Here is a 23,122-nt window from a genome sequence, read left to right as displayed (position 1 = left end):
GGGCTCCGTGATCAAGGGAGCCAACCATGGCGGCCCGCTGCAACGCAGCGGTGGTAGCGGGCTACCGAGGCGGCAGCAAGCCTTTGAGGCCCAACCCCGCCGAGACGCCAAGGCCAAGCCAGGCGAGGCTGTCCCACAGGCCGTCGCCTAGCAAGGCGGCGAACAACCCCGTGAAGCTGAGCAGGGCGATCAGTGTGGGCCAGGCGAAAATGTGCCGAGAGGATCGTGACCGGTGGCTCATGCCCTTGCCTCCCGGGGTTTGCGCTGTTTGCCCCACCACAGGTAGAGCCCGCTGCCGAGCACGATGATGGTGAGCACGTCGAGCACTGCCCAGAGGACCTGCATCGGTCTCCCGCCGTAGTCGCCGAAGTGCAGCGGTTGCGAAAGGCCCATGGCGTCCATGTACCAGGGGCGTTCGCCGACGGCTGTAACCGCCAGGGTGCGGGCATCGATCAGAACCGGTGTGAACAGGTGCGAACTCAGGTGCGTGGCGCCGTTCATGAACACTGCATAGTGGTGCTCGCTGGAGAAGCGCGTGCCGGGGAAGGCGATGAAGTCCGGGCGCATGCCTGGGGCGGCCTGTTCGGCAATCTCCAGCAGGCGTGAGGCTGGTGCGCGCTGGGTGAGCGGTGGCGCGTCGCGGTAAGGCGCGACCATGGCGGCCAGGCTGTCGTTGCGCCAGGCCGCGATGACCAGGTCGGACAGGGCACTGATCACACCGGTTACGCCTACCGTCAATGCCCAGGCCAGGGTCACCACGCCGATCAGGTTGTGCAGGTCGAGCCAGCGCAGGCGACGGGACTTGTCGTGGCGCACCGTGGCGAAGTCCAGGCGGCGCATGAACGGCGCATAGAGCACGGTGCCGGAGATGATCGCCACGACGAACAGCACGCCCATGAAGGCCAGCAGCAGCTTGCCGGGCAGGCCGGCGAACTTGTCCACGTGCAGGCGCAGCATCACCATCATGAAGCCGCCATTGGCGGCCGGCATGGCCACCGCCTCGCCGGTACGGGCATCGAGCATGAAGGTGTGCGACAAGTTGGGGTCGGTGCCGGCGGTGGCGGCGGTGATGGCGACCACGCCGTTGGGTTCGTCCTCGTCATGGCCGAAGTACTGCATGACCTCGCCAGGGCGGTGCTGTTCGGCTTTGAGTACCAGTTGCTGCAAGTCGAGATGTGGCGTGCCTGCTGGCATTTCACGCAGTTCGGGTGCGTCGCCGAGCAGGTGTTCGAGTTCGTGGTGGAAGATCAGCGGCAGGCCGGTGACTGCCAGCAACAGCAGGAACAGGGTGCAGACCAGGCTGCTCCAGGTGTGGACCACGGACCAGCGGCGGATGGTTGGGCTTTTCATCACGGTACCGATTAATGCCTGATGGGCACAGGGGCCGCAAAGCGGCCCCCGTTCACTCAGAACTTGTAATTGACACTGGCCACCACGTTGCGCTCGTCGCCGTAGTAGCACCAGTAACCGTCACAGTTGGCCAGGTAGTCCTTGTTGAACAGGTTCTTCGCCTCTACGGCTACCGTCAGGCCTTTCATGCTGTTGTCCAGGCTACCCAGGTCGTAGTGCACCGAGGCGTCATACACCGTGTACGAGCCCACATGGGCCAGTTCGGTGTTGGCGGTATTGCCGTAGGTGTCACCCACGTAGCGCACACCGCCGCCAATGCCGAAGCCGTCCAGTGGCCCGCTGTGCCAGGTGTAGTCGGCCCACAGGGTTGCCTGGTTGCGCGGGATCAGCGCCATGCGATTGCCTTTGTCGTCACCCTTCAGGATCTCGGTGTCGGTATAGGTATACGATGCGATCGCCTTGAGGTTCTCGGTAACCTGGGTGGAGGCTTCCAGTTCCAGGCCGCGAACCTGCAGTTCGCCCACCTGGCGGGTGATGCTGCCTTCCGTGACGCTGACGTTCTGCTGCTTCAGGTCATACACCGCTGCAGTGAGCAGGGTGTCAGTCCCGACGGGCTGGTATTTCACACCCACTTCATACTGACGGCCTTCGGTCGGTTTGAACGACTCCGTGGAGTTGAAGTTGGCACCACTGGCCGGCTGGAACGACTCGGCGTACGAAAAGTACGGCGTAATGCCGTTGTCGAACACGTAACTCAGGCCGACGTTGCCGCTGAAGGCTTTGTCGCGCTGGGTATTGGTGGCGTCGTTGCTGTTATGGAACACAGCGCCGGTGTGAATCCAGTCTTCACGACCACCCAAGGTCAGGCGCCAGTTGTCGAGTGACATCTGGTCCTGGACGTAGGCGCCTGTCTGGTGGGTTTTCTGCTGGAAGTCCTGCATGGCGAAGTAGGTGACGTTCGACAGGTCGGCGCCATACACCGGGCGGTTGACGTTGATCGGTGGCACGCCCATGCCATACAGCCACTGATAGTTGGTATTCGAACGCTGATGGTCCAGGCCCAGCAGCACGGTGTGGCTGATGTCGCCGGTCTGGAAGTCGGCCTGGAAGTTGTTGTCGACGGCGAACTGGCTGATGTCTTCGTTGACGATACCCGACTCGCGGTTGACGTTGCCATCGGCGTCGATGCTGTTGACGGTTGCCACCTGCACGGCCTGGAACGACAGGTCGCTCTTGGTGTAGCGCAGGTTCTGGCGGAACTGCCAGGTGTCGTTCAGGCGGTGCTCGAAGGCATAGCCCAACGCGTAGTAAGTGCGGTCGTAGAAGTCCCAGTCCGGTTCGCCAAGGTTCTTGTGGTGGGAAATCTTGCCGGTCGGTCCGTCCAGTTTGGTGCCTTGCAGCGGCAGGAACTGGCCGGTGATACCAGTATCGTCCCGGGTGTACTGGGAGATGAAGGTCAGCTTGGTATCGTCATCGATGTTCCAGGTCAGGCTAGGTGCGATGTTGTAGCGCTTGTCCGGGATGTGGTCGACGGGTGAGTTGCTGTCACGCACCACACCACTTACGCGGTAGAGAAACTTGCCTTCATCGTCGATCTTGCCGGTGCTGTCGAAGTTGATCTGCTGGTGTTCGTTGCTACCCACCTGGGCTTCGATCTGGTGAGCACTTTCAAATTGCGGCCGGCGGCTGACCATGTCGAGCAGGCCGCCCGGTGGTGTCTGGCCATACAGCGACGACGCCGGGCCGCGCAGCACGGTAATGCGTTCGAGGTTCCATGGCTCGACCTTGGGGTTGGCGAACGAGCCCTTGGGCAGCGGCAGGCCGTCAAGGAACTGGGTCGGCTCGAAACCGCGTATACGCAACCAGTCGGCGCGCGAGTCCGAACCGTAACCGCTGCTTTGCACGCCTGCAGTGTAGCGCAGGGCGTCATTGAGGTTGAGTACCTGGCGATCATCCAGTTGCTGGCGAGTGATGACGGTCATCGAACGTGGGGTCTCGACGATTGGTGTGTCGGTCTTGGTACCCGCGGCAGTGCGTGTGGCCACGTAGCCGCTGGAGGTACCCCAGGCGCTTTCATAGCTGGAAGTCGCATTGATAGCAGTCTCCGGTAGCGCCAGTGTCCCTTCTGGCGTGGCCACTAGGCTGTAGCTGCCCACGCTGCTTTGCTGCAACTGCAGGCCAGTGCCGCGCAGGGCCGCCTGCAGGGCGCCGAGGCCATCGTAATGCCCGCTTACCGGGGCCGAGGTGCGGCCGCTGACCAATGCCGGGTCGATGGCCAGGGCGATGCCGGCCTGGCTGGCGATCTGGTTGAGGGTGGTGGCCAGCGGGGCGCCGGGCAGGTCGTAGGTGCGTGGAGCGGATTGCTCGGCGGCGAACAGGCAGGGCTGGCCAATGGCGCGGCCACGGCGATGGCCAGGGCCATCAGGCTGGGGCGCAGGATACGATCAACAGCACGGGACATGCAGCGGCTCCTCGACGGATAAGTGCGTTCTGCTTCCTTGCCGAGCGAGATTTGAAAAGTGACAGGGTGAATCTGAAAAAAAGTGAGAATTATTTGAAGTTGGTTTTTGCCTGTACCGGCCCTTTCGCGGGTAAACCCGCTCCCACAGGGATCGCGGAGGCTTTGAGGCTGGTGCAATCCTGTGGGAGCGGGTTTACCCGCGAAGAGGCCGGTGCAGGACTACTTGGGACCGACGGTCACCCACCACTGGGTATGTCGCTCGACCTTCACCGGCAGTGCCGGCACCAGCGACGCCAGCGCCAGGTCGGTGTCGGTCAGCGGGAAGCTGCCGGTGACACGCAAGTCGGCGACCTCGTCGTCTACCCCGAGGTAACCGCTGCGGTACTGGCCAAGCACGGCCAGCAGATCGCCCAGGCGCACGTTGTCCACCACCAGCATGCCGCGGGTCCAGGCGTCGGCACCGGCGGGGACCGCGCCGATTCGGCCGAGACCATTGGTGTTCATCAGCACCTGCTGGCCTTCACGCAGCACCTGTTCGTCGCCGCTGTTCAGCGGCATGGCGGCGACCGAGGCTTGCAGCACCTCCAGGCGTGTACCGCCGTCCTCACGGCGCACCAGGAAGCGCGTGCCCAATGGGCGCAGGCTGCCATCCTCGGTGCGTACCAGCAGCGGGCGCGAGTCCTGGTGGCCGGTTTCGACCGAGATCTCGCCCTGGTGCAGCACGATCACCCGTTGCTCGCCTGCGTAGTCGATATCCACGGCAGTGTGGCTGTTCAGGCTCAGCAAGGTGCCGTCTTCCAGGCGCAGGGTACGCAGTTCGCCGGTGGCGGTGCGCTGGTCGGCCAACCAGTAACTGGGTGCCAGCGATGGTGCGCCGACCCAGGCCAGCAGCGAGCCCAGTAGAAACATGCCGGCCAGCCCGCCGCCGACCTTGCCGATACGTCGGCGCAGGCCGGCGCGCGATTGCAGCAGGGCCTGGCGTGCGGGGCCTGCAGCGGCGCTGACGCGCTGGTCCATGGCGCCGAGTTGGCGCCATGCGCGGGCGTGCTCCTCGCTGGCTGCATGCCAGCGCATGAATTCGCTGCGCTCATCAGGTGTACCGCTGCCACTGTCGAGGCTGAGTTTCCAGGCAATGGCGGCTTCCAGTACCCGGGACGAAACCGGTGCACTGCTCACGTCGGCTCCCCGTACAGGGCCACGTAGCACTGGCGCATGCCGTGGGCGATGTACTGGCGCACCCGCGACACCGAAACCCCTAGGCGCTCGGCGATTTCGGCATGGCCCATGCCGTCCAGGCGATTGTGCAGGAATGCTGCGCGGGCCTTGCTCGACAGCTTGCCGAGCAGGCGGTCGATGGCCTTGAGGTCTTCGAGGATCAGGTGCTGCACTTCTGGGGACGGTTGTTCGGCTTCCGGCATCAGTGCCAGTTCGGCCAGGTAGGCCTGTTCCAGCGCGGCGCGGCGGAAGTGGTCGAACATCAGGCCCTTGGCCACGGCGGCCAGGAAAGCACGGGGCTCGCGGGGCCTGACCAGTTGCTCACGGCCGAGCAGGCGCACGAAAGTGTCCTGGCTCAGGTCTTCGGCACGTTGGCGGCAGGCCATGCTGCGTTGCAGCCAGGCAAGCAGCCAGCCGCGGTGGTCGCGGTACAGCGCACCGACCAGATCGGCGTGTGGGCTCTGTGCAGAAGACAAGCAGCGTTCCCCCCAGGAACGTAGGTATTAACTAACGATAATTATTCGCGATTGTTGCAGAGGGGAGGGGGTGGGTGCAATGGACGCTTATCGGATGGCTAGCATCCAAGGTCATGCAGATGTGTTGCCTGTGTTGGCCTCTTCGCGGGTAAACCCGCTCCCACAGTATTTCCAGGGTTTCAAAGGTAGTGCAGTCCTTGTGGGAGCGGGTTTACCCGCGAAGAGGCCAGCAAGGGCAGCGCAAAGCTACAGGCCGTGATTGTGCACCTTGCGCCTGCGCCACCCGCGCAAGCGCTGCTCCAGCTGCAACGGGCTGTCCAGCTGTTGGCGCCGGGCCTGGCTGAACAGGATCAGCGCCAGCTCGGCGGTCACCAGGGCATCGGCGCTGGCATGATGGCGCTCCTCCACCTGCAGGCCAAACCGCGTCACCCAGTCATCCAGCCCGGCCTCGCGCAGCACGGTGTCGGGGTTGAGCATCGGCGCCAGCTCGGCAACATCGAGGAAGGGCGACTGCAAGCGATAGCCCAGGCTTTCCTTCAGCGCCCTGGCCAGCATGCGCTGGTCGAACGGTGCATGGAATGCCAGCACCGGGCTATTGCCAATGAAATCGAGCAAATCGAGCAAGGCCTCGGCCGGGTCGCATCCGGCAGCCAGGGCACTCGGGCCCAGGCCGTGGATCAGCACGCTGGCGTTGGTCTTCTGCAAAGGTCGGTGCAGGGTGCGTTCGAACTGTTGGGCAAAATCGATGGCGCCATCTTCGATGGCCACGGCGCCAACTGACAGCACCTGGTCACGGTTGGGGTTCAGGCCGCTGGTCTCCAGGTCGAGCACCACCCAGCGCTGCTCGCGCAGGGTACACACCCCCAGTGGCGCGGCCTTGGGCAGCCGGGCCAGGCGCTGGCGTGTGGCATGGTCCAGTTCGGGTGCACTGGGGCGCAGCCAGGCAAACAGGCTCATAGCTGGTACCGCAAGGCCAGGCTGCTTTGCAGGCGCTGGGCCTGGCGCAGGGACTCGCGCAGGATGCGCCGGTCCAGGTGGTTGAGGCTGTCCGGGTCCAGGCGGTTGGAATAGGGCAGGTTGTCGCGGGTCTGGCGTTGGTGCTGCTGCATGCGGGTTTGCTGGATAAAGTGGTAGGCCTCTTCGTACGCTGCGCCGTCCAGTGCCTCGATCACGCCCTTGGCCACCAGCTGGCGCAGGCGTTCCAGGGTATTGCAGGCACCGATGCCGTTGGCCAGGGCCAGCAGCCGGGCGCCATCGACGAAGGGCGTCAGGCCCTGGACCTTGAGGTCGAGGGTGGCGGCCTTGTCGTTGCCCTGACGGGTCAGCACGAACTCGCGCAGGCGGCCCACCGGCGGGCGTTGGCGCAAGGCGTTGTCAGCCATCATGCGCTGGAAGATGCGGTTATCGGCCACCTGGTCCAGCAGGCCCTGGCGCAGTTGCTCGCAGCCTTGCTCGTCGCCCCACACCACGCGCAGGTCGAAATAGATGCTCGAGCCCAGCAGGTTCTCCGGGCTGGCTTCGCGGACAAAACCGGCAAAACGCCGCGCCCATTCACTGCGCGACAGGCACAGCTCGGGGTTGCCGGCCATGACGTTGCCCTTGCACAGGGTGAAGCCGCACTGGGCCAGGCACTGGTTGATGTATTGCGCCAGCGGCAGCAGGCGGACGCGGATGGCGTCGGCTTCGGCGCTGTCGGCGGCTTCGAAGAGGATGCCGTTGTCCTGGTCAGTGTGCAGGGTTTGTTCACGTCGACCTTCGCTGCCAAAGCACAACCAGCTGAACGGTACGCCCGGGTCACCGCGTTCGGCCAACGCCAACTCGATCACCCGGCACACGGTGTGGTCGTTGAGCAGGGTGATGATCTGGGTGATCTGTGTGGACGAGGCGCCGTGGGCGAGCATGCGTTCGACCAGCTGGCTGATTTCGCCGCGCAGCGATACCAGGGTGTCCAGGCGTGGCGCATGGCGGATGGTACGCGCCAGGTGCACCAGGTCTACCCGTTGCAGGGAGAACAGGTCGCGCTCCGAAACCACGCCGCACAGGCGCCTGTTTTCAACCAGGCACACGTGGGCGATATGCCGTTCGGTCATGGCCATGGCTGCGTCGAAGGCGCTGGCCTGGGGGCTGAGGTAGAACGGCTGGGCCGTCATGTGCCGCGCGATGGGTGCGCCCAGGTCGGCATCGGCCGCAGCCACCACCTGGCGCAGGTCGCGCAGGGTGAAGATACCGGTGGGGTAGCGCTGCGGGTCGACCACCACGATACTGCCAACCTGCTGCTCATGCATCAGCCGCACGGCATCGCGCAGGGGCGTGTCGGCGCTGCACACCACCGGGTGGCGCATGGCCAGTTCCCCCAATGGCGTGTTCAACGAATACTGGGTGCCGAGGGTTTCCACCGCGCGCTGGCGTACCTGCTGGTTGACCTGGTCGAGCAGGCTGCTGACCCCGCGCAGGGCAAAATCCCGAAACACTTCGGACATCGAGAACACGCGGATGAACGCAGGCTTGTTCAGCTGCAGGCAGAAGGTGTCCTCACCGGCCAGGTGCTCGGTGCGGGTCGCCCGCTCGCCGAGCAGGGCAGCCAGCGGGAAGCATTCGCCGCTGGTAATTTCGAAAGTGGTCTCCACACCAGGCTTGACCAGGTGCTGGCGCTCGCCTACCACGCGGCCCTGCTTGACGATGTAGAAGTGCTCGACCGGCCCGTCGGCAGGTTTGACGATGCTCTCGCCGCTGGCATAGAAGCGCAGCTGGCACTGTTCGACCAGGTAGGCCAGGTGGCTGTGTTCCATCTGGTTGAACGGCGGAAATCGCTGCAGGAACTGCAGGGTGCCCTGGATGTTCTGCAGCACTGCTGTCCTGCCCGCCTGGCTGTAGGCGTCCTTTTTGCTCATGAAACTGACCGTATCGCTGTGCCGAACTATATATATCTATATATAGGTGCCGACCATGTTGTTCTCTGCCTCCATGGTCGGCTTGCAGCGGGGTGGTGCCCATTGGACGTAAGTCTATGAGCGCCCCTGTCAAAAACCCGACAAAAGGCAAACCGGGTTACGCAAGTTCTGTGGTCCTAATGCTGAAGCGGAATTTTTTTGACGAGATGAGCATGCCTGAGCAACGCGACATCCTGAGCGACGCCGAGCGCGAGGCACTGGCCGTGGCGAGCGCGCCCGTGGCTGCCAAGCCGTTGGTGCTGGTGGTGGATGACAATGCGGTGAACCGTGAGGCGTTGATCCTGTACCTGAAAAGCCGGGGGATCGACTGCGTCGGGGCGGATGGGGCCGAGGAAGCCAGGCTGTACCTGCACTACCAGCAACGGATTGGCTTGATGATTACGGATTTGCGTATGCAGCCGGAGGATGGCCTGGACCTGATTCGCAAGATTCGTGAATCAGAGCGGGCGGCGTTGTCGATCATCGTGGTGTCGGGCGACACCGACGTGAAAGAGGCGGTGGACGTGATGCACCTGGGGGTGGTGGATTTTCTGTTGAAGCCGGTGGACCTGGACAAGCTGCTGGAGCTGGTGAAGAAAGAACTGAAGATCGAGTAGGGCAGGAGTGGGGCTGCTTTGCAGCCCTTTCGCGACACAAGGCCGCTCCCACAAGTACCGCGCCAAACCTCAGCCTTGCGCGGTACCTGTGGGAGCGGCCTTGTGTCGCGAAAGGGCCGCAAAGCGGCCCCCTGTCGCAGATGTCGCTTACAACCCGTTACGCGCCTTGAACTCGCGGCGACGGCGGTGCAGTACCGGCTCGGTATAACCGTTCGGCTGCTTGCCACCTTCCACCACCAGCTCCACTGCCGCCTGGAACGCGACGTTGTCGTCGAAGTTCGGGGCCATCGGGCGGTACAGCGCGTCACCGGCGTTCTGCTGGTCAACCACTACAGCCATGCGCTTGAGGCTCTCCAGCACCTGCTCCTGGCTGACCACGCCGTGGCGCAGCCAGTTGGCCAGCAGCTGGGCCGAAATACGCAGGGTGGCGCGGTCTTCCATCAGGCCGACGTTGTTGATGTCCGGCACCTTCGAGCAACCCACGCCCTGGTCGATCCAGCGCACCACGTAGCCGAGGATACCCTGGGCGTTGTTGTCCAGTTCGTTGCGGATCTCTTCGGCCGACCAGTTGGTGTCGGTGGCCAGCGGGATGGTCAGGATATCGTCCACCGACGCCGGGGTACGCGAAGCCAGTTCACGCTGACGCGCCTGTACGTCCACCTTGTGGTAGTGCAGGGCGTGCAGGGTGGCGGCGGTCGGCGACGGTACCCAGGCGGTGTTGGCGCCGGCCAGCGGGTGGGCGATCTTCTGCTCGAGCATGGCCGCCATCAGGTCCGGCATGGCCCACATGCCTTTGCCGATCTGCGCACGGCCTTGCAGGCCGGTGGCCAGGCCGACGTCGACGTTGTTGTTCTCGTAGGCACCGATCCATTTCTCGTTCTTCATGGCGCCCTTGCGCACCACGGCGCCGGCCTCCATCGAGGTGTGGATTTCATCGCCGGTACGGTCGAGGAAGCCGGTGTTGATGAACACCACGCGCTCGGCTGCAGCCTTGATGCACGACTTGAGGTTGACCGTGGTGCGGCGCTCCTCGTCCATGATGCCGACCTTGACGGTATTGCGCTTCATGCCCAGCAGGTCTTCGACCTGGCTGAAGATCTCGGCGGCGAAGGCGACTTCCTCCGGCCCGTGCATCTTCGGCTTGACGATGTACACGCTGCCGCTGCGGGTGTTCTTGCGGCTGGTGTTGCCGTTGAGGTTGTGCAGGGCGATCAGGTTGGTGAACAGGCCGTCCTGGATACCTTCGGGGATTTCGTTGCCCTGGGCGTCGAGGATCGCCGGGTTGGTCATCAGGTGGCCAACGTTGCGCACGAACAGCAGCGAACGGCCGTGCAGGGTCACGCTGCCACCGTTGGGTGCGGCGTACTCGCGGTCCGGGTTCATGGTGCGGGTGAAGGTCTTGCCACCCTTGGTCACGCTTTCGGCCAGGTCGCCTTTCATCAGGCCCAGCCAGTTGCGGTAGACGATCACCTTGTCGTCGGCGTCGACGGCGGCAACCGAGTCTTCGCAGTCCATGATGGTGGTCAGCGCCGATTCCATCAGGATGTCTTTGACGCCGGCGGCGTCGGTGCTGCCGACCGGGGTGCTGGCATCGACCTGGATTTCGAAGTGCAGGCCGTTGTGCTTGAGCAACACGGCGGTCGGCGCGGCGGCATCGCCGTGGAAGCCGATCAGCTGGGCGTCGTCACGCAGGCCGCTGTTGCTGCCGCCTTTCAGGGCGACGATCAGCTTGCCGCCTTCGATACGGTAGCCGGTGGAGTCGACGTGCGAGCCGGCTGCCAGTGGTGCGGCTTCGTCGAGGAAGGCGCGGGCGAAGGCGATGACCTTGTCGCCACGCACCTTGTTGTAGCCCTGGCCTTTCTCGGCGCCGCCTTCATCGCTGATGGCATCGGTGCCATACAGCGCGTCGTACAGCGAACCCCAGCGGGCGTTGGCGGCGTTCAGGGCGAAGCGGGCGTTCATCACCGGAACGACCAGCTGCGGGCCGGCCATGTGGGCGATTTCTTCGTCCACGTTCTGGGTGGTGGCCTGGAAATCGTCGGCTTGTGGCAGCAGGTAGCCGATTTCCTGGAGGAAGCTTTTGTAGGCTGCGGCGTCGTGGGCCTGGCCTTTGCGTGCCTGGTGCCAGGCGTCGATCTTGGCTTGCAGCTCGTCGCGCTTGGCGAGCAGGGCTTTGTTCTTTGGAGCGAGGTCATTGATGATCTTCTCTGCACCCGCCCAGAACTGTTCGGCGACGATGCCGGTCCCGGGGATGGCTTCGTTGTTCACGAAGTCGTACAGGACCTTGGCGACCTGAAGGCCACCGACTTGAACGTATCCAGTCATTGCTTGCCTCACTCTGCTCAGCTATTTCGCTCTTCTGTATTAAGCCTGTAGCGCTTCTCTAAACACGGCACCAGTGCATGCCCCCGAGTAAAGCCCCGGGCGCGGCTGGGTGCGGCCTGCCAGACCGGCTGGCAGACAGTGTGCGTATTTTCACAGGCGCCTTGGCAGACATCCAAACGACGTTTTGTAGTCCGCGCCACGGGATACTACATGAAGCAGTAGGCGGGGCAAAATCAGACTAAAAGCGCCGTTATGCGACCCGTTGGTCGCGTATGGTCACGCTGGGAGTGAGTATGTTCGCAAAAAACAGGTGGATTGTTCCAGATAAATCTTGAAACAGTACACGATTCGTTGTGTGGATTGCCCTGCGGCAGGTTGCCGCGCCTTGCCTATACTGAGTCGATCCCCCGATTTTCTGCCGCCCGGAAGCGGTCCGACACGAGGAAGGGCTTGTGGATCATCTTGTACTGACAGTGATTGCCCCCGACAAGGCGGGCCAGGTCGAGCGCATTGCCCAGTGCATCGCCGACCACAGTGGCAACTGGCTGGAAAGCCGCATGTCGCGCATGGCCGGGCAGTTTGCCGGCATCCTGCGGGTGGCGGTGCCGGCGGAAAACTACGACGAGCTGGTGGCCTCGCTGCAGGGGTTGGTCCGCTATGACATTCGCGTGCTGATCGCCGAGAGCGGCATCGAGCCGTCGTGCACCTGGAAGCCGATTGCCATGGAGCTGGTAGGGAATGACCGGCCGGGGATCGTGCGTGACATCACCCGCTTGCTGGCCGACCTGGGGGTGAACCTTGAACGGTTTACCACTGAGGTGCGGCCGGCGCCGATGAGCAGCGAGCCGCTGTTCCATGCCGATGCCTTGCTGGCATTGCCGTTGACCCTGTCGCTGGACGACTTGCAGCAGAAGCTGGAGAGCCTGGCGGACGACTTGATGGTGGAGTTGAAGCTGCGGCCGGAGGAGTAATCCGGGATTGCCGGTGAAAGGGCTGCAAAGCAGCCCCCTGCGGTTATCCCGATATCACGGGGAAGGCCCTGTGGATAACCTGGGGGTGTACCTCTCCAGCCCAATAACTGCGCGCCTTCCACAACTTTGCTCAAAAAATGCTCAAAAATCAGCAGCTTGTGCACAAAGTACGGGGACCAGGGTGTGGATAACCTTTGGAGATGTCTCTGCAGGCCACGAATCACATGGCCTGCAGAGGTTTGTTTGTTTTTTGATCAGCTGCGCTTGCGCAAACTCAGCCACGCATCGACGCTGTAAATCGCCAAGCCCGCCCAGATGAACATGAACGCCACCAGGTTGCTCGATGACAGATGCTCATCGAACAGCAGCACCGCCTGCAGCAGCACCAGGGTCGGCGCCAGGTATTGCAGGAAGCCCAGGGTGGTGTACGGCAAGTGGCGCGCAGCCGCGTTGAAGCACACCAGCGGCACCAGTGTCACCGGCCCCGCGGCCATCAACCACAACGCTTCGCTGCTGGTGTAGAACGCGCCCTGGGCACTTGTCGCCGCCGGGTGCAGCAACAGCCAGCCAAGCGCCAGCGGTACCAGCATCCAGGTTTCCACCACCAGGCCCGGCAGTGCCGCCACCGGTGCCTGCTTGCGAATCAGCCCATAGAAGCCGAAGCTCAGTGCCAGCACCAGCGACACCCAGGGCAGGCTGCCCACCTGCCATACTTGCTGGGCCACACCCACGGCAGCCATGGCCACGGCCAGCCACTGCAGGCGGCGCAGGCGCTCGCCAAGAATCAGCATGCCCAGCAGCACATTGATCAGCGGGTTGATGTAGTAGCCCAGGCTGGCCTCGAGCATGCGCCCGTTGTTCACCGACCAGACGTAGGTTAGCCAGTTACCGGCGATCAGCGCCCCGCTCAGGGCGAGGATGCCCAGCCGGCGCGGATTGTTGCGCAGTTCACGCCACCAACCGGGGTGTTTCCACACCAGTAGCAGCAGCGAGCCGAACAGTGCCGACCACAGTACCCGGTGGACAATGATCTCCACCGCCGGGACGCTCTGGATCGCCTTGAAGTACAGGGGGAACAGGCCCCAGATGATGTAGGCGCTGAGGCCCAGTAGGTACCCGCGACGCGGGTTTGCGGCGTGCATGCAGAATCCTTGCTTAGGTAGCTAAATAAAGCGCAGGGCTATTTCAGCACAGGTTGGCGAGTTGTGCTGGCACTTATGAAACGCGAAAACCAGGGCATGGCCCTGGTTTTCGGCGTCAACGGCACGGGGAGTCTGGCCGTCAAATGCACACCCAACCGATCATTCCCGGTTTATGCGCGCCCTACGCGAATTGTCGCTAGCTTCAACGGATGCATAAAGAGCCAGGAATTTTTCAGCACTGACAAAGGGAATGGGCAGAATCAAACTGGCGTATTGAGGTACGAATTGCCCGTCATGGATCGCCACGATGACAATGTACTCATCGTCCGGCCTGGAAGGGTGTGGCGTGTAGATACCGTCGTCGATTGTGCCATTGCCGACACGCACATGCCATGAGGTTTGTTCCTTTGGTACTTGCTGCTCCGGCCTGCCATTGGGCTTCACCCAGAATTCAAGCTCCACACCTGCTTGCCCCTGTTTTGGCTTCAGCCAATAAGCGCCTTCCATTTCAACAGGCAAGAGTATATGGACGGTCTTGGTGAAAGTCTTACTGCTGACCACTACTTTATCAAGACGCAGTACCGAATCAACTTTGGGCATGCCTTCTTCCCACTCTGGCACCTGTTTGGGGGGGAGGTAGCGTTTGTTTACCTGCCCTAGAGGGTCGGGGTCGGGCGCGTCGACCAGGTCACCCAGCCCTTCGACTTTTATGCTGATGTCATTTCTGTTCATTTCGCCAGCGACTATATCGGTATAGGCGTTCAGGTTTACGGTCGCGATGGAGGGGTAGATACTGATACTGGTTCGCAGAACGCTCACCAGTACATGAGAAACCGCACTGCCTATTTGAGCGCTAACGATGACCTTGATGTGACTGCCTTCGAATTGGTCGGCAGCGGGCGCGGAGTAAGTTCCGGTACTCGGGTGGATTGTGCCTGTAGGGTTGTCACCGTTGTAATCAGGGAGGTGACGTACGCTCCATGTTACGCCTCCGCTGGCGGCTTCGGTCTTGAAGGTTATGCTCCCGCCGGGCAGTACGCTGGTTTCACCGTTGTCGATCGGTTTGTCGTCGCTTCTGGTAATTGTGAGCTTGTTTCGCTCAGGCGCCAGTTGACCCAGGGCGGTCACGTCATTCGGCCAATGTGCCGACTCAAGGGTGACTTGCGAGTTGCGGAATAGTAGTGACGAAAGGATGAAGGTGTCTACTTCAGTACTTATACCGGCGAAGGAATCATTTACACCAAACAGGAAATCATCGAAGTTTTTCTTCAAGCGCTCTTCAATAAAGTCCCTGATATGTTGGTTTTTATCGTCAAGGGCCTCGTCCAGTTTGTCAGATACGTACCAGTTGAAGGACCCGCTTCCTCCAACTCGCGAAAGAACCAGTTTGTGTCGGCCTTCCTGGTCGTCTACTGAGAATTTATACTGGTGCTGGAAGTTCCAGACTGTGGTCAGTCTGCCGTCAGTTACGCCCGGATTTTCATCATAACCCCAGGTTACTCGTGCATATCTGTCGGTGGTTCCAATCCACTCAATGATCAGTCGGTCTTTATCGTGCTTTATCCTGAGCTTCTCTTTGGTATTACCCTCGGCGGGTGCGATATAGTCAAAGGCTTCCGCATGGAATCTGATGTAGTCCTGGCCGACTTTGCCGTAATTCATTTCGGCAATTTTGAATTTTCCAGCAGCTATGTATTCAATGTTATTCGAGGTGTTGATATGCATGGCTTTCCAGTCAAGCAGGCGAACAGACGAATCGCTAGACTTTAACTTCGGAATTATCAGGTTTGCTATAATGAAATTCGAGTGCAGCAGCACGTTGGCACTGAGGCCCTCCGGTAAAAGATAAGGGAGCTTTCTATTCTCGTCTGGCGGGCTAGCGTCATCACTGTCGAACCCTTCCAGTTCGACAAATAGAACGACAGCACCGTCGCCAAAGCCTTCCGTGTTTACACGTCCTGCTCCGGGGGCACCATGGGTACGTATTGCAAATCTATGTGGCTTTAGTGGAGAGTTCGCCAGATTCGAAAGCTGGCCCAATGTGTACTCGATTCGAGCCCTTTCCTCAGGCGCTTCAGCGTAGTCGTTAAAGAATCGACTGAAATGTTGCCCAAGTTTTTCGATTTCAAATGATGTTACGCCGCCATAAAAGTAATAGTTACTTTTGGTGATAAAGCTGAAATAGGCTCTACCCTCCTTGGAAACCTCTCCCCTATCACTTATCAAGTCGACGTCAAATACCAGAGACGGGCCATTGACAGGTGTTGCCTCCGCCAGTCGCGTAACCCGCCTGCGTGTGCTACCTATCGACTGGCTTAACTGAATCTGTTTGCCTCGCACACTTCGCATCATTAACTTGGCTTTGGAATTACTGAGGTCTGAATTCTCAAATGATAGCCTGGGTTCATCCAGGCAGAAATCCTGAAGCTGGTGATAGGAAAGGCCTGCTTCAATATCAACCTCGCTATTCATCGGGTCCAGAAACAGTCCGCCCGCATATCGCTCGATAAATTCTTGCTTCAATACATGGTTTGCAGTTTTTCGATCAAATGCCACAATTACCGGGTAGCCAAAATTCTTACGTACTTTGGCTAGTTCTTCCAGGAACTGTTCGAGCGACTGTTTTGTAGAGCTGTTCATGAGTTTCTCGCTTGGAAGGGTTTATGAGTTCGAGCGCTATCGCCATGGAATATTGTGATTGGCCATGGTTCACTGGGTTTTGGTGCTCGCATTAATTGCGGTGCCGGGTCGAACTTAATGCTTGAAGTGGACTTTATTGTGATGGAGGGATTTGGCCGGAAGCATGCGCCCGATCAGTACGCCACGGTTTGCTTTATTCATTGCTGAAAATCCCGCATTGCCTCGGGAGTTTTTTTACACCCAGCCTCCCGCCTTGCCTACTGGCAAAAATGCTAGGTTCAGCATGTAAGGAAGTTGCGGGAGAGGGCCGACATTTGCGTTTGCCGGCTTGCGCGATGGGGTGTCTGCCAGGTCGATTCTTTCTGACGCAGAACTTAGAACAACTTCAACGGCGGCTCATCCAGCGCGGCCATCTGTTCGCGCAGGGCAAGAATCTGGTCACCCCAGTAGCGCGGTTGGCCGAACCAAGGGAAGCTGGGCGGGAACGCCGGGTCGTCCCAGCGCCGTGCCAGCCAGGCGCTGTAGTGCAGCTGGCGCAGGGCGCGCAGGGGTTCGATCAGCGCCAGTTCGCGCGGGTCGAAGTCGTGGAATTCGTTATAGCCGTCGATCAGCTCGGCCAGTTGCCCCAGGCGCTCCTCGCGGCTGCCGGCCAGCATCATCCACAGGTCCTGCACCGCCGGGCCCATGCGGCAGTCGTCGAGGTCGACCACGTGGTACACCTCGTCGCGGTGCATCAGGTTGCCGGGGTGCAGGTCGCCGTGCAGGCGAATGAGCTGGTGCGGCGTGCGGGCATAGATGTCCTCCACCCGCTTGAGCAGGTCGCGCGCCACCGATTCGAAAGCCGGCAGCAGCTCGCGGGGGACAAAATCGCCTTCCAGCAAGGTATTCAGCGAGGCGTGGCCGAAGTTGTCCACAGCCAGCGCCTCGCGGTGCTGGAATGGTTTGCTGGCGCCGACGGCATGCAGGCGGCCGAGCAACTGGCCGAGGCGGTAGAGCTGGTCGAGGTTGCCTGGCTCCGGGGCGTGGCCGCCGCGGCGGGGGAACAGGGTGAAGCGAAAGCCCTGGTGTTCGAACAGGGTGCGGCCGTCGTGCTGCATTGGCGCAACCACCGGCACTTCGCAGTCGGCCAGTTCGGCTGTGAAGGCGTGTTCTTCGAGGATGGCCGCATCGCTCCAGCGGCCTGGGCGGTAGAACTTGGCGATCAGCGGTTGCGCGCCCTCGATGCCCACCTGGTAGACGCGGTTCTCGTAGCTGTTCAGCGCCAGCACCCGGGCATCGCTGAGAAAGCCCAGGCTTTCCACTGCGTCCAGGACCAGGTCAGGGGTGAGGGTGTCGAAGGGGTGGGACATGGTGGCTCCGGGGATAGGCGGCGTGGGGGCCATGGTAACGCGTTATGCCTGTACCGGCCTCTTCGCGGGTAAACCCGCTCCCACATGGACGGCGCAGCCGCCAGGGAAACGATGCACCTGTGGGAGCGGGTTTACCCGCGAACCGCGCAAAGCGCGGCCAGGCTATGCAGGAATCCCAAGCAATACATAGGAGGGATGAAACTGAACCCGCACCGAACTGCCAGCTGCCACCTGCTGCCCAGCCAACCAATCCGCCTCGGCAAACGCACACAACGTCTGCCCATTCCCCAACGCCAACCTGACCTCACCAGGCCCATCAGCCTCCGCCAGCACCTCCTCCACCGTCGCCCGCAGGCAATTACTCCCCGCTTCGGCCTCTTCCTCGTCGGCCAACAACCTCACCCACCCCGCCTTGAGCAGCGCCACCACCATCGTGCCCAGGGTCAGCTCAAGCCGCGCGGTGCTGTCGGGGGTGATCAACGCCTCGATCTCCAGCCCACCGCCCAACGCCAGGCTGACACGATCATGCCGACCCTCACGACGCAGGCCGCTGACCTGGCCCTGCAACTGGTTGCGCGCGCTGGTACGCAGCATCAGCCGACCGAGCAGGTCGAGGTCACTGGACTCTTCCGCTGCTTCGAGGATTTGCGCCTGCAGGACCTGCAGCCTCTGATACAGACGCAGTACTCGCTCGCCTTCCGTTGACAGGCGGGCACCACCGCCGCCACGCCCGCCGGTGCTGCGCTCGACCAAGGGCTGGCGAGCCAGATTGTTGAGTTCGTCAATGGCGTCCCAGGCAGCCTTGTAGCTGATGCCCGCGGCCTTGGCGGCGCGGGTGATCGACCCTTCTTCGGCAATGTGCTGCAGCAGCGCAATGCGCTGGGGCCGGCGGGCGATGTGCTGGGTGAGGAGGGGGGGCAGGGACATGGGCATTCAGTCTTGTGGGGCCTGAGGATGGATAGTGTGTAGGAGCAACTGTCTTGCTCAAAATTTAAATGTACATGCGCTCACTCTGGGAGCTGGCTTGCCGGCGAAGAGGCCCTTGAAATCACAGATGACCCGGCTTGGGCGTACGCGCCAGGCAGTACACATCCACCCGCTGCGCCCCGGCCTTGCGCAGCACCTGGGCAATGGCTTGGGCTGTGGTACCGGTGGTCAGCACGTCATCGACAATGGCGACGTGCTTGCCCGTCAACTCGCCCGTGACCGCAAACGCCTGGCGTAGGTTGCGTCGCCTGGCCTTGGCATCCAGTTGTTGCTGCGCAGGCGTCTCTCGTGTGCGCAGCAACAACCGCTCGTCGCAACGTACCCCCACGTGCGTCGACAGCCAGCGTCCGAGCATCCCCGCCTGGTTGAACCCCCGCTCCCGTAGTCGACCTTTGGCCAAGGGCACAGGCAACAACAGGTCGGGGCGCGGCAGCCCTTCGGCAAAGCGGTGCAACAGCCCATGCCCGAGCAATTCGGCCATCAGGCGGCCCAAAGGCCACTGGCGGTTGTGCTTGAAACGGCTGATCAGCGTGTCCACCGGAAAGCCGAAATGCCACAGTGCAATCACCTGCTCGAAGGCCGGTGCGCGGCGGCAGCACGGGACGCAGGTCAGGCCGGCCATGGGCAACGGCAGGGCGCAGCGCAGGCACTGGTCGCCCAGCCAGGGCAGTTCCTGCTCGCAGGCGATGCACAGCGGGTAGGGCTGATCGGCAGGCTCATCGCACAGCAAGCACGTTTGATTAATAAGTGAGCACTTGTAAACCAGTCTTTTCAGCTGTGGTTGACAGTTCATAGGCCTTCCATGACTATGCGAGCTATCCGTGATGCGCTGGCGGGCTTTCCTGTCCCGGCGCCAGCTTCAGCCTAAACAAGGAAACGCCAATGAGCGCCAGCACAACTGCAACAACACGTCACGACTGGTCCCTGGCCGAGGTCAAGGCGCTGTTCCAGCAACCGTTCAATGACCTGCTGTTCCAGGCGCAAACCGTGCACCGCGCGCATTTCGACCCGAACCGCGTTCAGGTTTCGACCCTGCTGTCGATCAAGACCGGCGCCTGCCCGGAAGATTGCAAATATTGTCCACAGTCCGGTCACTACAACACTGGGCTGGAAAAACAGAAGCTGATGGAAGTGCAGAAGGTGCTGGAAGAAGCTGCCCGCGCCAAAGCCATCGGTTCTACCCGCTTCTGCATGGGTGCGGCGTGGAAGCACCCGTCGGCCAAAGACATGCCCTACGTGCTGGAGATGGTCAAAGGCGTGAAAGCCATGGGCCTGGAAACCTGCATGACCCTCGGCAAGCTCGACCAGGAGCAGACCAAGGCTCTGGCCCAGGCCGGCCTGGACTACTACAACCACAACCTCGACACTTCGCCGGAGTTCTACGGCAGCATCATCACCACCCGCACCTACAGCGAGCGCCTGCAGACCCTGGCCTACGTGCGCGATGCCGGGATGAAGATCTGCTCCGGCGGCATCCTTGGCATGGGCGAGTCGCTGGACGACCGCGCCGGCCTGCTGATCCAGCTGGCCAACTTGCCCGAGCACCCGGAGTCGGTGCCGATCAACATGCTGGTCAAGGTGGCCGGCACGCCGCTGGCCGAGGAAGAGGACGTCGACCCGTTCGACTTCATTCGCATGCTGGCCGTGGCCCGTATCCTCATGCCCAAGTCGCACGTGCGCCTGTCCGCCGGCCGTGAGCAGATGAACGAGCAGATGCAGGCCCTGGCCTTCATGGCGGGCGCCAACTCGATCTTCTACGGTGAAAAGCTGCTGACCACTGCCAACCCGCAGGCCGACAAGGACATGCAGCTGTTCGCACGCCTGGGCATCAAGCCCGAAGCGCGTGAAGAGCACGCCGACGAAGTGCACCAGGCGGCGATCGAGCAGGCGCTGGTCGAACAGCGCAGCAGCGAGATGTTCTACAACGCCGCGACGGCCTGAGATGGCCTTCGACCTGGCGGCGCGTCTGGCCGAACGGCGTGCTGCAGACCTGTATCGGCAGCGGCCATTGCTGGAAAGCCCGCAGGGGCCGGAAGTAGTGGTCGATGGCCAGCGCTTGCTGGCCTTCTGCAGCAATGACTACCTGGGCCTGGCCAACCACCCTGAAGTAGTCGCTGCCTGGCAGGCCGGCGCCGAGCGTTGGGGTGTCGGTGGCGGTGCCTCGCACCTGGTGATCGGCCACAGTACGCCGCACCATCAGGTGGAAGAGGCCTTGGCCGAGCTCACCGGGCGCCCGCGTGCGTTGCTGTTCTCCACAGGCTATATGGCCAACCTGGGCGCCATCACCGCGCTGGTGGGGCAGGGTGACACGGTGCTTCAGGACCGTTTGAACCACGCTTCGCTGCTGGATGGCGGGCTGCTCAGCGGCGCCCGTTTCAACCGCTACCTGCACAACGACCCGGCCAGCCTGGCCAGTCGCCTGGACAAGGCCGTCGGCAATACGCTGGTGGTGACCGACGGCGTGTTCAGCATGGATGGCGACCTGGCCGACTTGCCGGCGCTGGCCGCTGTCGCCCGCACCCGCGGCGCCTGGTTGATGGTCGACGATGCCCATGGCCTGGGTACCCTCGGCACCCGGGGCGGCGGTATTGTCGAGCACTTTGGTCTGGGCGTGGATGACGTGCCGGTGCTGATCGGTACGTTGGGCAAGGCCTGCGGTACCGCTGGCGCCTTTGTGGCCGGCAGCGAAGAGCTGATCGAAGCGCTGGTGCAGTTCGCCCGCCCGTACATCTACACCACCAGCCAGCCACCGGCCCTGGCCTGTGCCACGCTCAAGAGCCTGGAACTGCTACGCCGTGAGACCTGGCGCCGCGAGCATCTGGCAGCGCTGATCCGCCAGTTCCGGGAAGGCGCGCAGCAGATCGGCCTGGTATTGATGGACAGCCCGACACCGATCCAGCCGATCGTCATCGGCGACAGCGCGCAGGCCCTGCGCCTGTCACGCATGCTGCGTGAGCGCGGCTTGCTGGTGACGGCCATCCGCCCGCCCACCGTGCCAGCGGGCAGCGCGCGCCTGCGGGTGACATTGAGCGCGGCGCACAGCGAGGCGCAGGTGCAGCTATTGTTGAATGCATTGGCCGAGTGTTATCCACAGTTGGAGAGCGCCGATGCGTAATCGACTTGTTCTGTTGCCTGGCTGGGGCCTGGGCACTGCTTCCCTGGAGCCGCTGGCCGCCAGCCTGCGTGCCCAGGACGCCCGCCTGCAGGTGGAGCTGATGCCCTTGCCGGAACTGCCCCACAGCGATGTGCAGGCCTGGGTCGACCACCTCGACCGCAAGCTGCCGAGCGATGTCTGGCTGGGCGGCTGGTCGCTCGGCGGCATGCTGGCCAGCGCCCTGGCGCACAAGCGCGGCGACCATTGCTGCGGCCTGCTGACCCTGGCCAGCAACCCTAGTTTCGTAGCTCGCCCGGACTGGCCCCACGGCATGGCCGAAGACACCTTCGGCACCTTCCTCGACGGCTGCCGCAACCATACCCAGGTCACCCTCAAGCGCTTCCGCACACTGTGCAGCGATGGCGCCCTGCAACCCCGCACATTGTTACGCCAGCTGGGTGTCGGCGTACCGGATACCGACCCGCTGTACCTGGCCACCGGCCTGGAAGTGCTGGCCAGGCTGGACACCCGCGAAGCCCTGCAGGCCTACGGTGGCCCACAGCTGCACCTGTTCGCCGGCAGCGACGCGCTGGTGCCGGCCGAGGCGGCAAAAGCGCTGAGCGAGCTGCTGCCCGATGTGGAGGTGGGCCTGGTCGAAGACAGTTCCCACGCGTTCCTGCTGGAGTATCCGCAGGAACTGGCGGCGGGCATCAAGAGTTTCCTGCATGAGAGTGGCGATGACTGACCTTTCCCGTCCGACCCTGCCCGGCGCGCTGCCCGACAAGCGCCAGGTGGCGGCCTCGTTCTCCCGCGCCGCGGCCAGCTACGACAGCGTGGCAGCCTTGCAGCGTGCGGTGGGTTCGCACCTGCTGGAGCAGTTGCCGGAAGGCTTGCAGCCGTCACGCTGGCTGGATCTGGGCAGCGGCACCGGTCATTTCAGCCGGGCGCTGGCCGAGCGGTTCACCCAGGCCAGCGGCGTGGCGGTGGATATCGCCGAGGGCATGTTGTGCCATGCTCGCAACGAACAGGGCGGGGCGCACTATCATGTGGCCGGTGATGCCGAGCGTTTGCCACTGCGTGATGCCAGCGTCGACCTGGTGTTTACCAGCCTGGCCGTGCAGTGGTGCGACCAGTTCGCAAGCGTGCTGGCAGAAGTGCTGCGAGTACTGCGCCCGGGCGGCGTGCTGGCCTTCAGCAGCCTGTGTGTGGGTACCCTCGATGAACTGCGTGCCAGTTGGCAGGCGGTGGATGGCCTGGTGCACGTGAACCGCTTCCGCCGTTTCGAGGACTATCAGCGTCTGTGCGCCGCCAGCGGCTTCGAACAGCTTGGGCTGCAGCGCTGCCCGCACGTGCTGCACTACCCGGATGTGCGCAGCCTGACCCATGAACTCAAGGCCCTCGGTGCCCACAACCTGAACCCTGGCCGGCCTTCCGGGCTTACCGGCCGGGCCCGCATGCAGGGCCTGCTGCAGGCCTATGAGGCATTTCGCCAGCCCGAGGGGCTGCCAGCCACCTACCAGGTGGTCTATGGTGTGTTGCGCAAGCCACAGGCGTAAGGGGAGCGA

18 protein-coding genes and 1 pseudogene are annotated in these 23,122 nt (G+C 62.5%); 6 read left to right on the top strand and 13 right to left on the bottom strand.

The features are described from left to right. Nucleotides 1–61 precede the first annotated feature (61 nt). The 7 genes and pseudogenes from M2S36_RS09980 to M2S36_RS09950 form a co-directional block, all read right to left on the bottom strand. Nucleotides 62–241, bottom strand: a complete 180-nt coding sequence (locus M2S36_RS09980) for a hypothetical protein (RefSeq protein ID WP_333957107.1) — start codon at nt 239–241, stop codon at nt 62–64. Continuing rightward, nucleotides 238–1,350 (bottom strand): PepSY-associated TM helix domain-containing protein, encoded by a 1,113-nt coding sequence (locus tag M2S36_RS09975; protein ID WP_333957106.1) that lies wholly within the window; start codon nt 1,348–1,350, stop codon nt 238–240. Before M2S36_RS09975 ends, M2S36_RS09980 begins: the two co-directional genes overlap by 4 nt. Before the next feature lie 56 nt (nt 1,351–1,406). Beyond that, nucleotides 1,407–3,811: pseudogene (locus M2S36_RS09970) on the bottom strand (TonB-dependent siderophore receptor). 219 nt (nt 3,812–4,030) lie between these two features. Continuing rightward, the gene (locus M2S36_RS09965; RefSeq protein ID WP_233688022.1) at nt 4,031–4,987 is read right to left on the bottom strand and encodes a FecR domain-containing protein; all 957 of its coding nucleotides are present in this window, start codon (nt 4,985–4,987) and stop codon (nt 4,031–4,033) included. Next, entirely contained in the window at nt 4,984–5,502 is a 519-nt protein-coding gene (locus M2S36_RS09960) for an RNA polymerase sigma factor (protein WP_333957105.1), read from the bottom strand. Before M2S36_RS09960 ends, M2S36_RS09965 begins: the two co-directional genes overlap by 4 nt. Before the next feature lie 246 nt (nt 5,503–5,748). Continuing rightward, nucleotides 5,749–6,459, bottom strand: a complete 711-nt coding sequence (locus M2S36_RS09955; RefSeq protein ID WP_207833992.1) for a 3'-5' exonuclease — start codon at nt 6,457–6,459, stop codon at nt 5,749–5,751. Then, complete coding sequence (locus M2S36_RS09950) at nt 6,456–8,393, bottom strand: putative nucleotidyltransferase substrate binding domain-containing protein (protein ID WP_233688021.1); 1,938 nt, start codon at nt 8,391–8,393, stop codon at nt 6,456–6,458. Before M2S36_RS09950 ends, M2S36_RS09955 begins: the two co-directional genes overlap by 4 nt. Before the next feature lie 116 nt (nt 8,394–8,509). Between M2S36_RS09950 and M2S36_RS09945 the strand changes: the two genes are divergently transcribed. Further along, nucleotides 8,510–9,049, top strand: a complete 540-nt coding sequence (locus M2S36_RS09945; protein WP_207834010.1) for a response regulator — start codon at nt 8,510–8,512, stop codon at nt 9,047–9,049. A 147-nt stretch (nt 9,050–9,196) separates the two neighbouring features. Here the strand turns inward: M2S36_RS09945 and M2S36_RS09940 are convergent, their stop codons facing one another. Next, entirely contained in the window at nt 9,197–11,374 is a 2,178-nt protein-coding gene (locus M2S36_RS09940; RefSeq protein ID WP_207834012.1) for a malate synthase G, read from the bottom strand. A gap of 452 nt (nt 11,375–11,826) precedes the next feature. Between M2S36_RS09940 and M2S36_RS09935 the strand changes: the two genes are divergently transcribed. Continuing rightward, nucleotides 11,827–12,345 carry a glycine cleavage system protein R gene (locus tag M2S36_RS09935; protein ID WP_087502009.1) on the top strand — a complete coding sequence of 173 codons (519 nt, stop codon included), beginning with the start codon at nt 11,827–11,829 and terminating at the stop codon, nt 12,343–12,345. 254 nt (nt 12,346–12,599) lie between these two features. On the opposite strand, the gene rarD is transcribed toward M2S36_RS09935, so the two are convergent. The 5 genes from rarD to M2S36_RS09910 form a co-directional block, all read right to left on the bottom strand. Next, on the bottom strand, nt 12,600–13,487 hold the full coding sequence (gene rarD / locus M2S36_RS09930; RefSeq protein WP_233688020.1) for an EamA family transporter RarD: 888 nt from the start codon (nt 13,485–13,487) through the stop codon (nt 12,600–12,602). A gap of 159 nt (nt 13,488–13,646) precedes the next feature. Further along, nucleotides 13,647–16,127, bottom strand: coding sequence for a hypothetical protein (locus tag M2S36_RS09925; RefSeq protein WP_333957104.1), 2,481 nt, complete (start codon nt 16,125–16,127; stop codon nt 13,647–13,649). 374 nt (nt 16,128–16,501) lie between these two features. Then, nucleotides 16,502–17,476 (bottom strand): serine/threonine protein kinase, encoded by a 975-nt coding sequence (locus M2S36_RS09920; protein WP_333957103.1) that lies wholly within the window; start codon nt 17,474–17,476, stop codon nt 16,502–16,504. Between the two features lie 162 nt (nt 17,477–17,638). Further along, on the bottom strand, nt 17,639–18,403 hold the full coding sequence (locus tag M2S36_RS09915; RefSeq protein WP_207834053.1) for a TOBE domain-containing protein: 765 nt from the start codon (nt 18,401–18,403) through the stop codon (nt 17,639–17,641). A gap of 121 nt (nt 18,404–18,524) precedes the next feature. Next, nucleotides 18,525–19,256 (bottom strand): ComF family protein, encoded by a 732-nt coding sequence (locus tag M2S36_RS09910; protein WP_233688019.1) that lies wholly within the window; start codon nt 19,254–19,256, stop codon nt 18,525–18,527. An 89-nt stretch (nt 19,257–19,345) separates the two neighbouring features. Here M2S36_RS09910 and bioB point away from each other — a divergent pair, with 89 nt between their 5' ends. Genes bioB through bioC form a run of 4 tightly spaced genes read left to right on the top strand, consistent with a single transcriptional unit; the run spans nt 19,346 to nt 23,113 of the window. Beyond that, nucleotides 19,346–20,404: a biotin synthase BioB gene (gene bioB / locus M2S36_RS09905; RefSeq protein ID WP_013970556.1), complete on the top strand. Its 1,059-nt coding sequence runs from the start codon at nt 19,346–19,348 to the stop codon at nt 20,402–20,404. Nucleotide 20,405: 1 nt separating this feature from the next. Continuing rightward, the gene (gene bioF / locus M2S36_RS09900) at nt 20,406–21,578 is read left to right on the top strand and encodes an 8-amino-7-oxononanoate synthase (protein WP_333957102.1); all 1,173 of its coding nucleotides are present in this window, start codon (nt 20,406–20,408) and stop codon (nt 21,576–21,578) included. Then, on the top strand, nt 21,571–22,302 hold the full coding sequence (locus M2S36_RS09895; RefSeq protein WP_207834059.1) for an alpha/beta fold hydrolase: 732 nt from the start codon (nt 21,571–21,573) through the stop codon (nt 22,300–22,302). The genes bioF and M2S36_RS09895 overlap by 8 nt, the downstream gene beginning before the upstream one ends. Then, entirely contained in the window at nt 22,295–23,113 is an 819-nt protein-coding gene (bioC, locus tag M2S36_RS09890) for a malonyl-ACP O-methyltransferase BioC (RefSeq protein WP_207834061.1), read from the top strand. The genes M2S36_RS09895 and bioC overlap by 8 nt, the downstream gene beginning before the upstream one ends. Nucleotides 23,114–23,122: the final 9 nt, after the last annotated feature.

It is taken from the genome of Pseudomonas sp. SF2 (genome assembly GCF_036858055.1).
In the GTDB taxonomy this organism is placed as follows: Bacteria; Pseudomonadota; Gammaproteobacteria; order Pseudomonadales; family Pseudomonadaceae; genus Aquipseudomonas.
This window is presented reverse-complemented; position numbering and strand designations above follow the sequence as displayed.

What these genes read in the sequence shown, in the direction of transcription:
- M2S36_RS09980 (WP_333957107.1), bottom strand. Translation starts at nt 241, where the DNA reads ATGAGCCACCGGTCACGATCCTCTCGGCACATTTTCGCCTGGCCCACA.
- M2S36_RS09975 (WP_333957106.1), bottom strand. Translation starts at nt 1,350, where the DNA reads ATGAAAAGCCCAACCATCCGCCGCTGGTCCGTGGTCCACACCTGGAGC.
- M2S36_RS09955 (WP_207833992.1), bottom strand. Translation starts at nt 6,459, where the DNA reads ATGAGCCTGTTTGCCTGGCTGCGCCCCAGTGCACCCGAACTGGACCAT.
- M2S36_RS09950 (WP_233688021.1), bottom strand. Translation starts at nt 8,393, where the DNA reads ATGAGCAAAAAGGACGCCTACAGCCAGGCGGGCAGGACAGCAGTGCTG.
- M2S36_RS09945 (WP_207834010.1), top strand. Translation starts at nt 8,510, where the DNA reads ATGAGCGCCCCTGTCAAAAACCCGACAAAAGGCAAACCGGGTTACGCA.
- M2S36_RS09940 (WP_207834012.1), bottom strand. Translation starts at nt 11,374, where the DNA reads ATGACTGGATACGTTCAAGTCGGTGGCCTTCAGGTCGCCAAGGTCCTG.
- rarD (WP_233688020.1), bottom strand. Translation starts at nt 13,487, where the DNA reads ATGCACGCCGCAAACCCGCGTCGCGGGTACCTACTGGGCCTCAGCGCC.
- M2S36_RS09925 (WP_333957104.1), bottom strand. Translation starts at nt 16,127, where the DNA reads ATGAACAGCTCTACAAAACAGTCGCTCGAACAGTTCCTGGAAGAACTA.
- M2S36_RS09920 (WP_333957103.1), bottom strand. Translation starts at nt 17,476, where the DNA reads ATGTCCCACCCCTTCGACACCCTCACCCCTGACCTGGTCCTGGACGCA.
- M2S36_RS09915 (WP_207834053.1), bottom strand. Translation starts at nt 18,403, where the DNA reads ATGTCCCTGCCCCCCCTCCTCACCCAGCACATCGCCCGCCGGCCCCAG.
- M2S36_RS09910 (WP_233688019.1), bottom strand. Translation starts at nt 19,256, where the DNA reads ATGAACTGTCAACCACAGCTGAAAAGACTGGTTTACAAGTGCTCACTT.
- bioB (WP_013970556.1), top strand. Translation starts at nt 19,346, where the DNA reads ATGAGCGCCAGCACAACTGCAACAACACGTCACGACTGGTCCCTGGCC.
- bioF (WP_333957102.1), top strand. Translation starts at nt 20,406, where the DNA reads ATGGCCTTCGACCTGGCGGCGCGTCTGGCCGAACGGCGTGCTGCAGAC.
- M2S36_RS09895 (WP_207834059.1), top strand. Translation starts at nt 21,571, where the DNA reads ATGCGTAATCGACTTGTTCTGTTGCCTGGCTGGGGCCTGGGCACTGCT.
- bioC (WP_207834061.1), top strand. Translation starts at nt 22,295, where the DNA reads ATGACTGACCTTTCCCGTCCGACCCTGCCCGGCGCGCTGCCCGACAAG.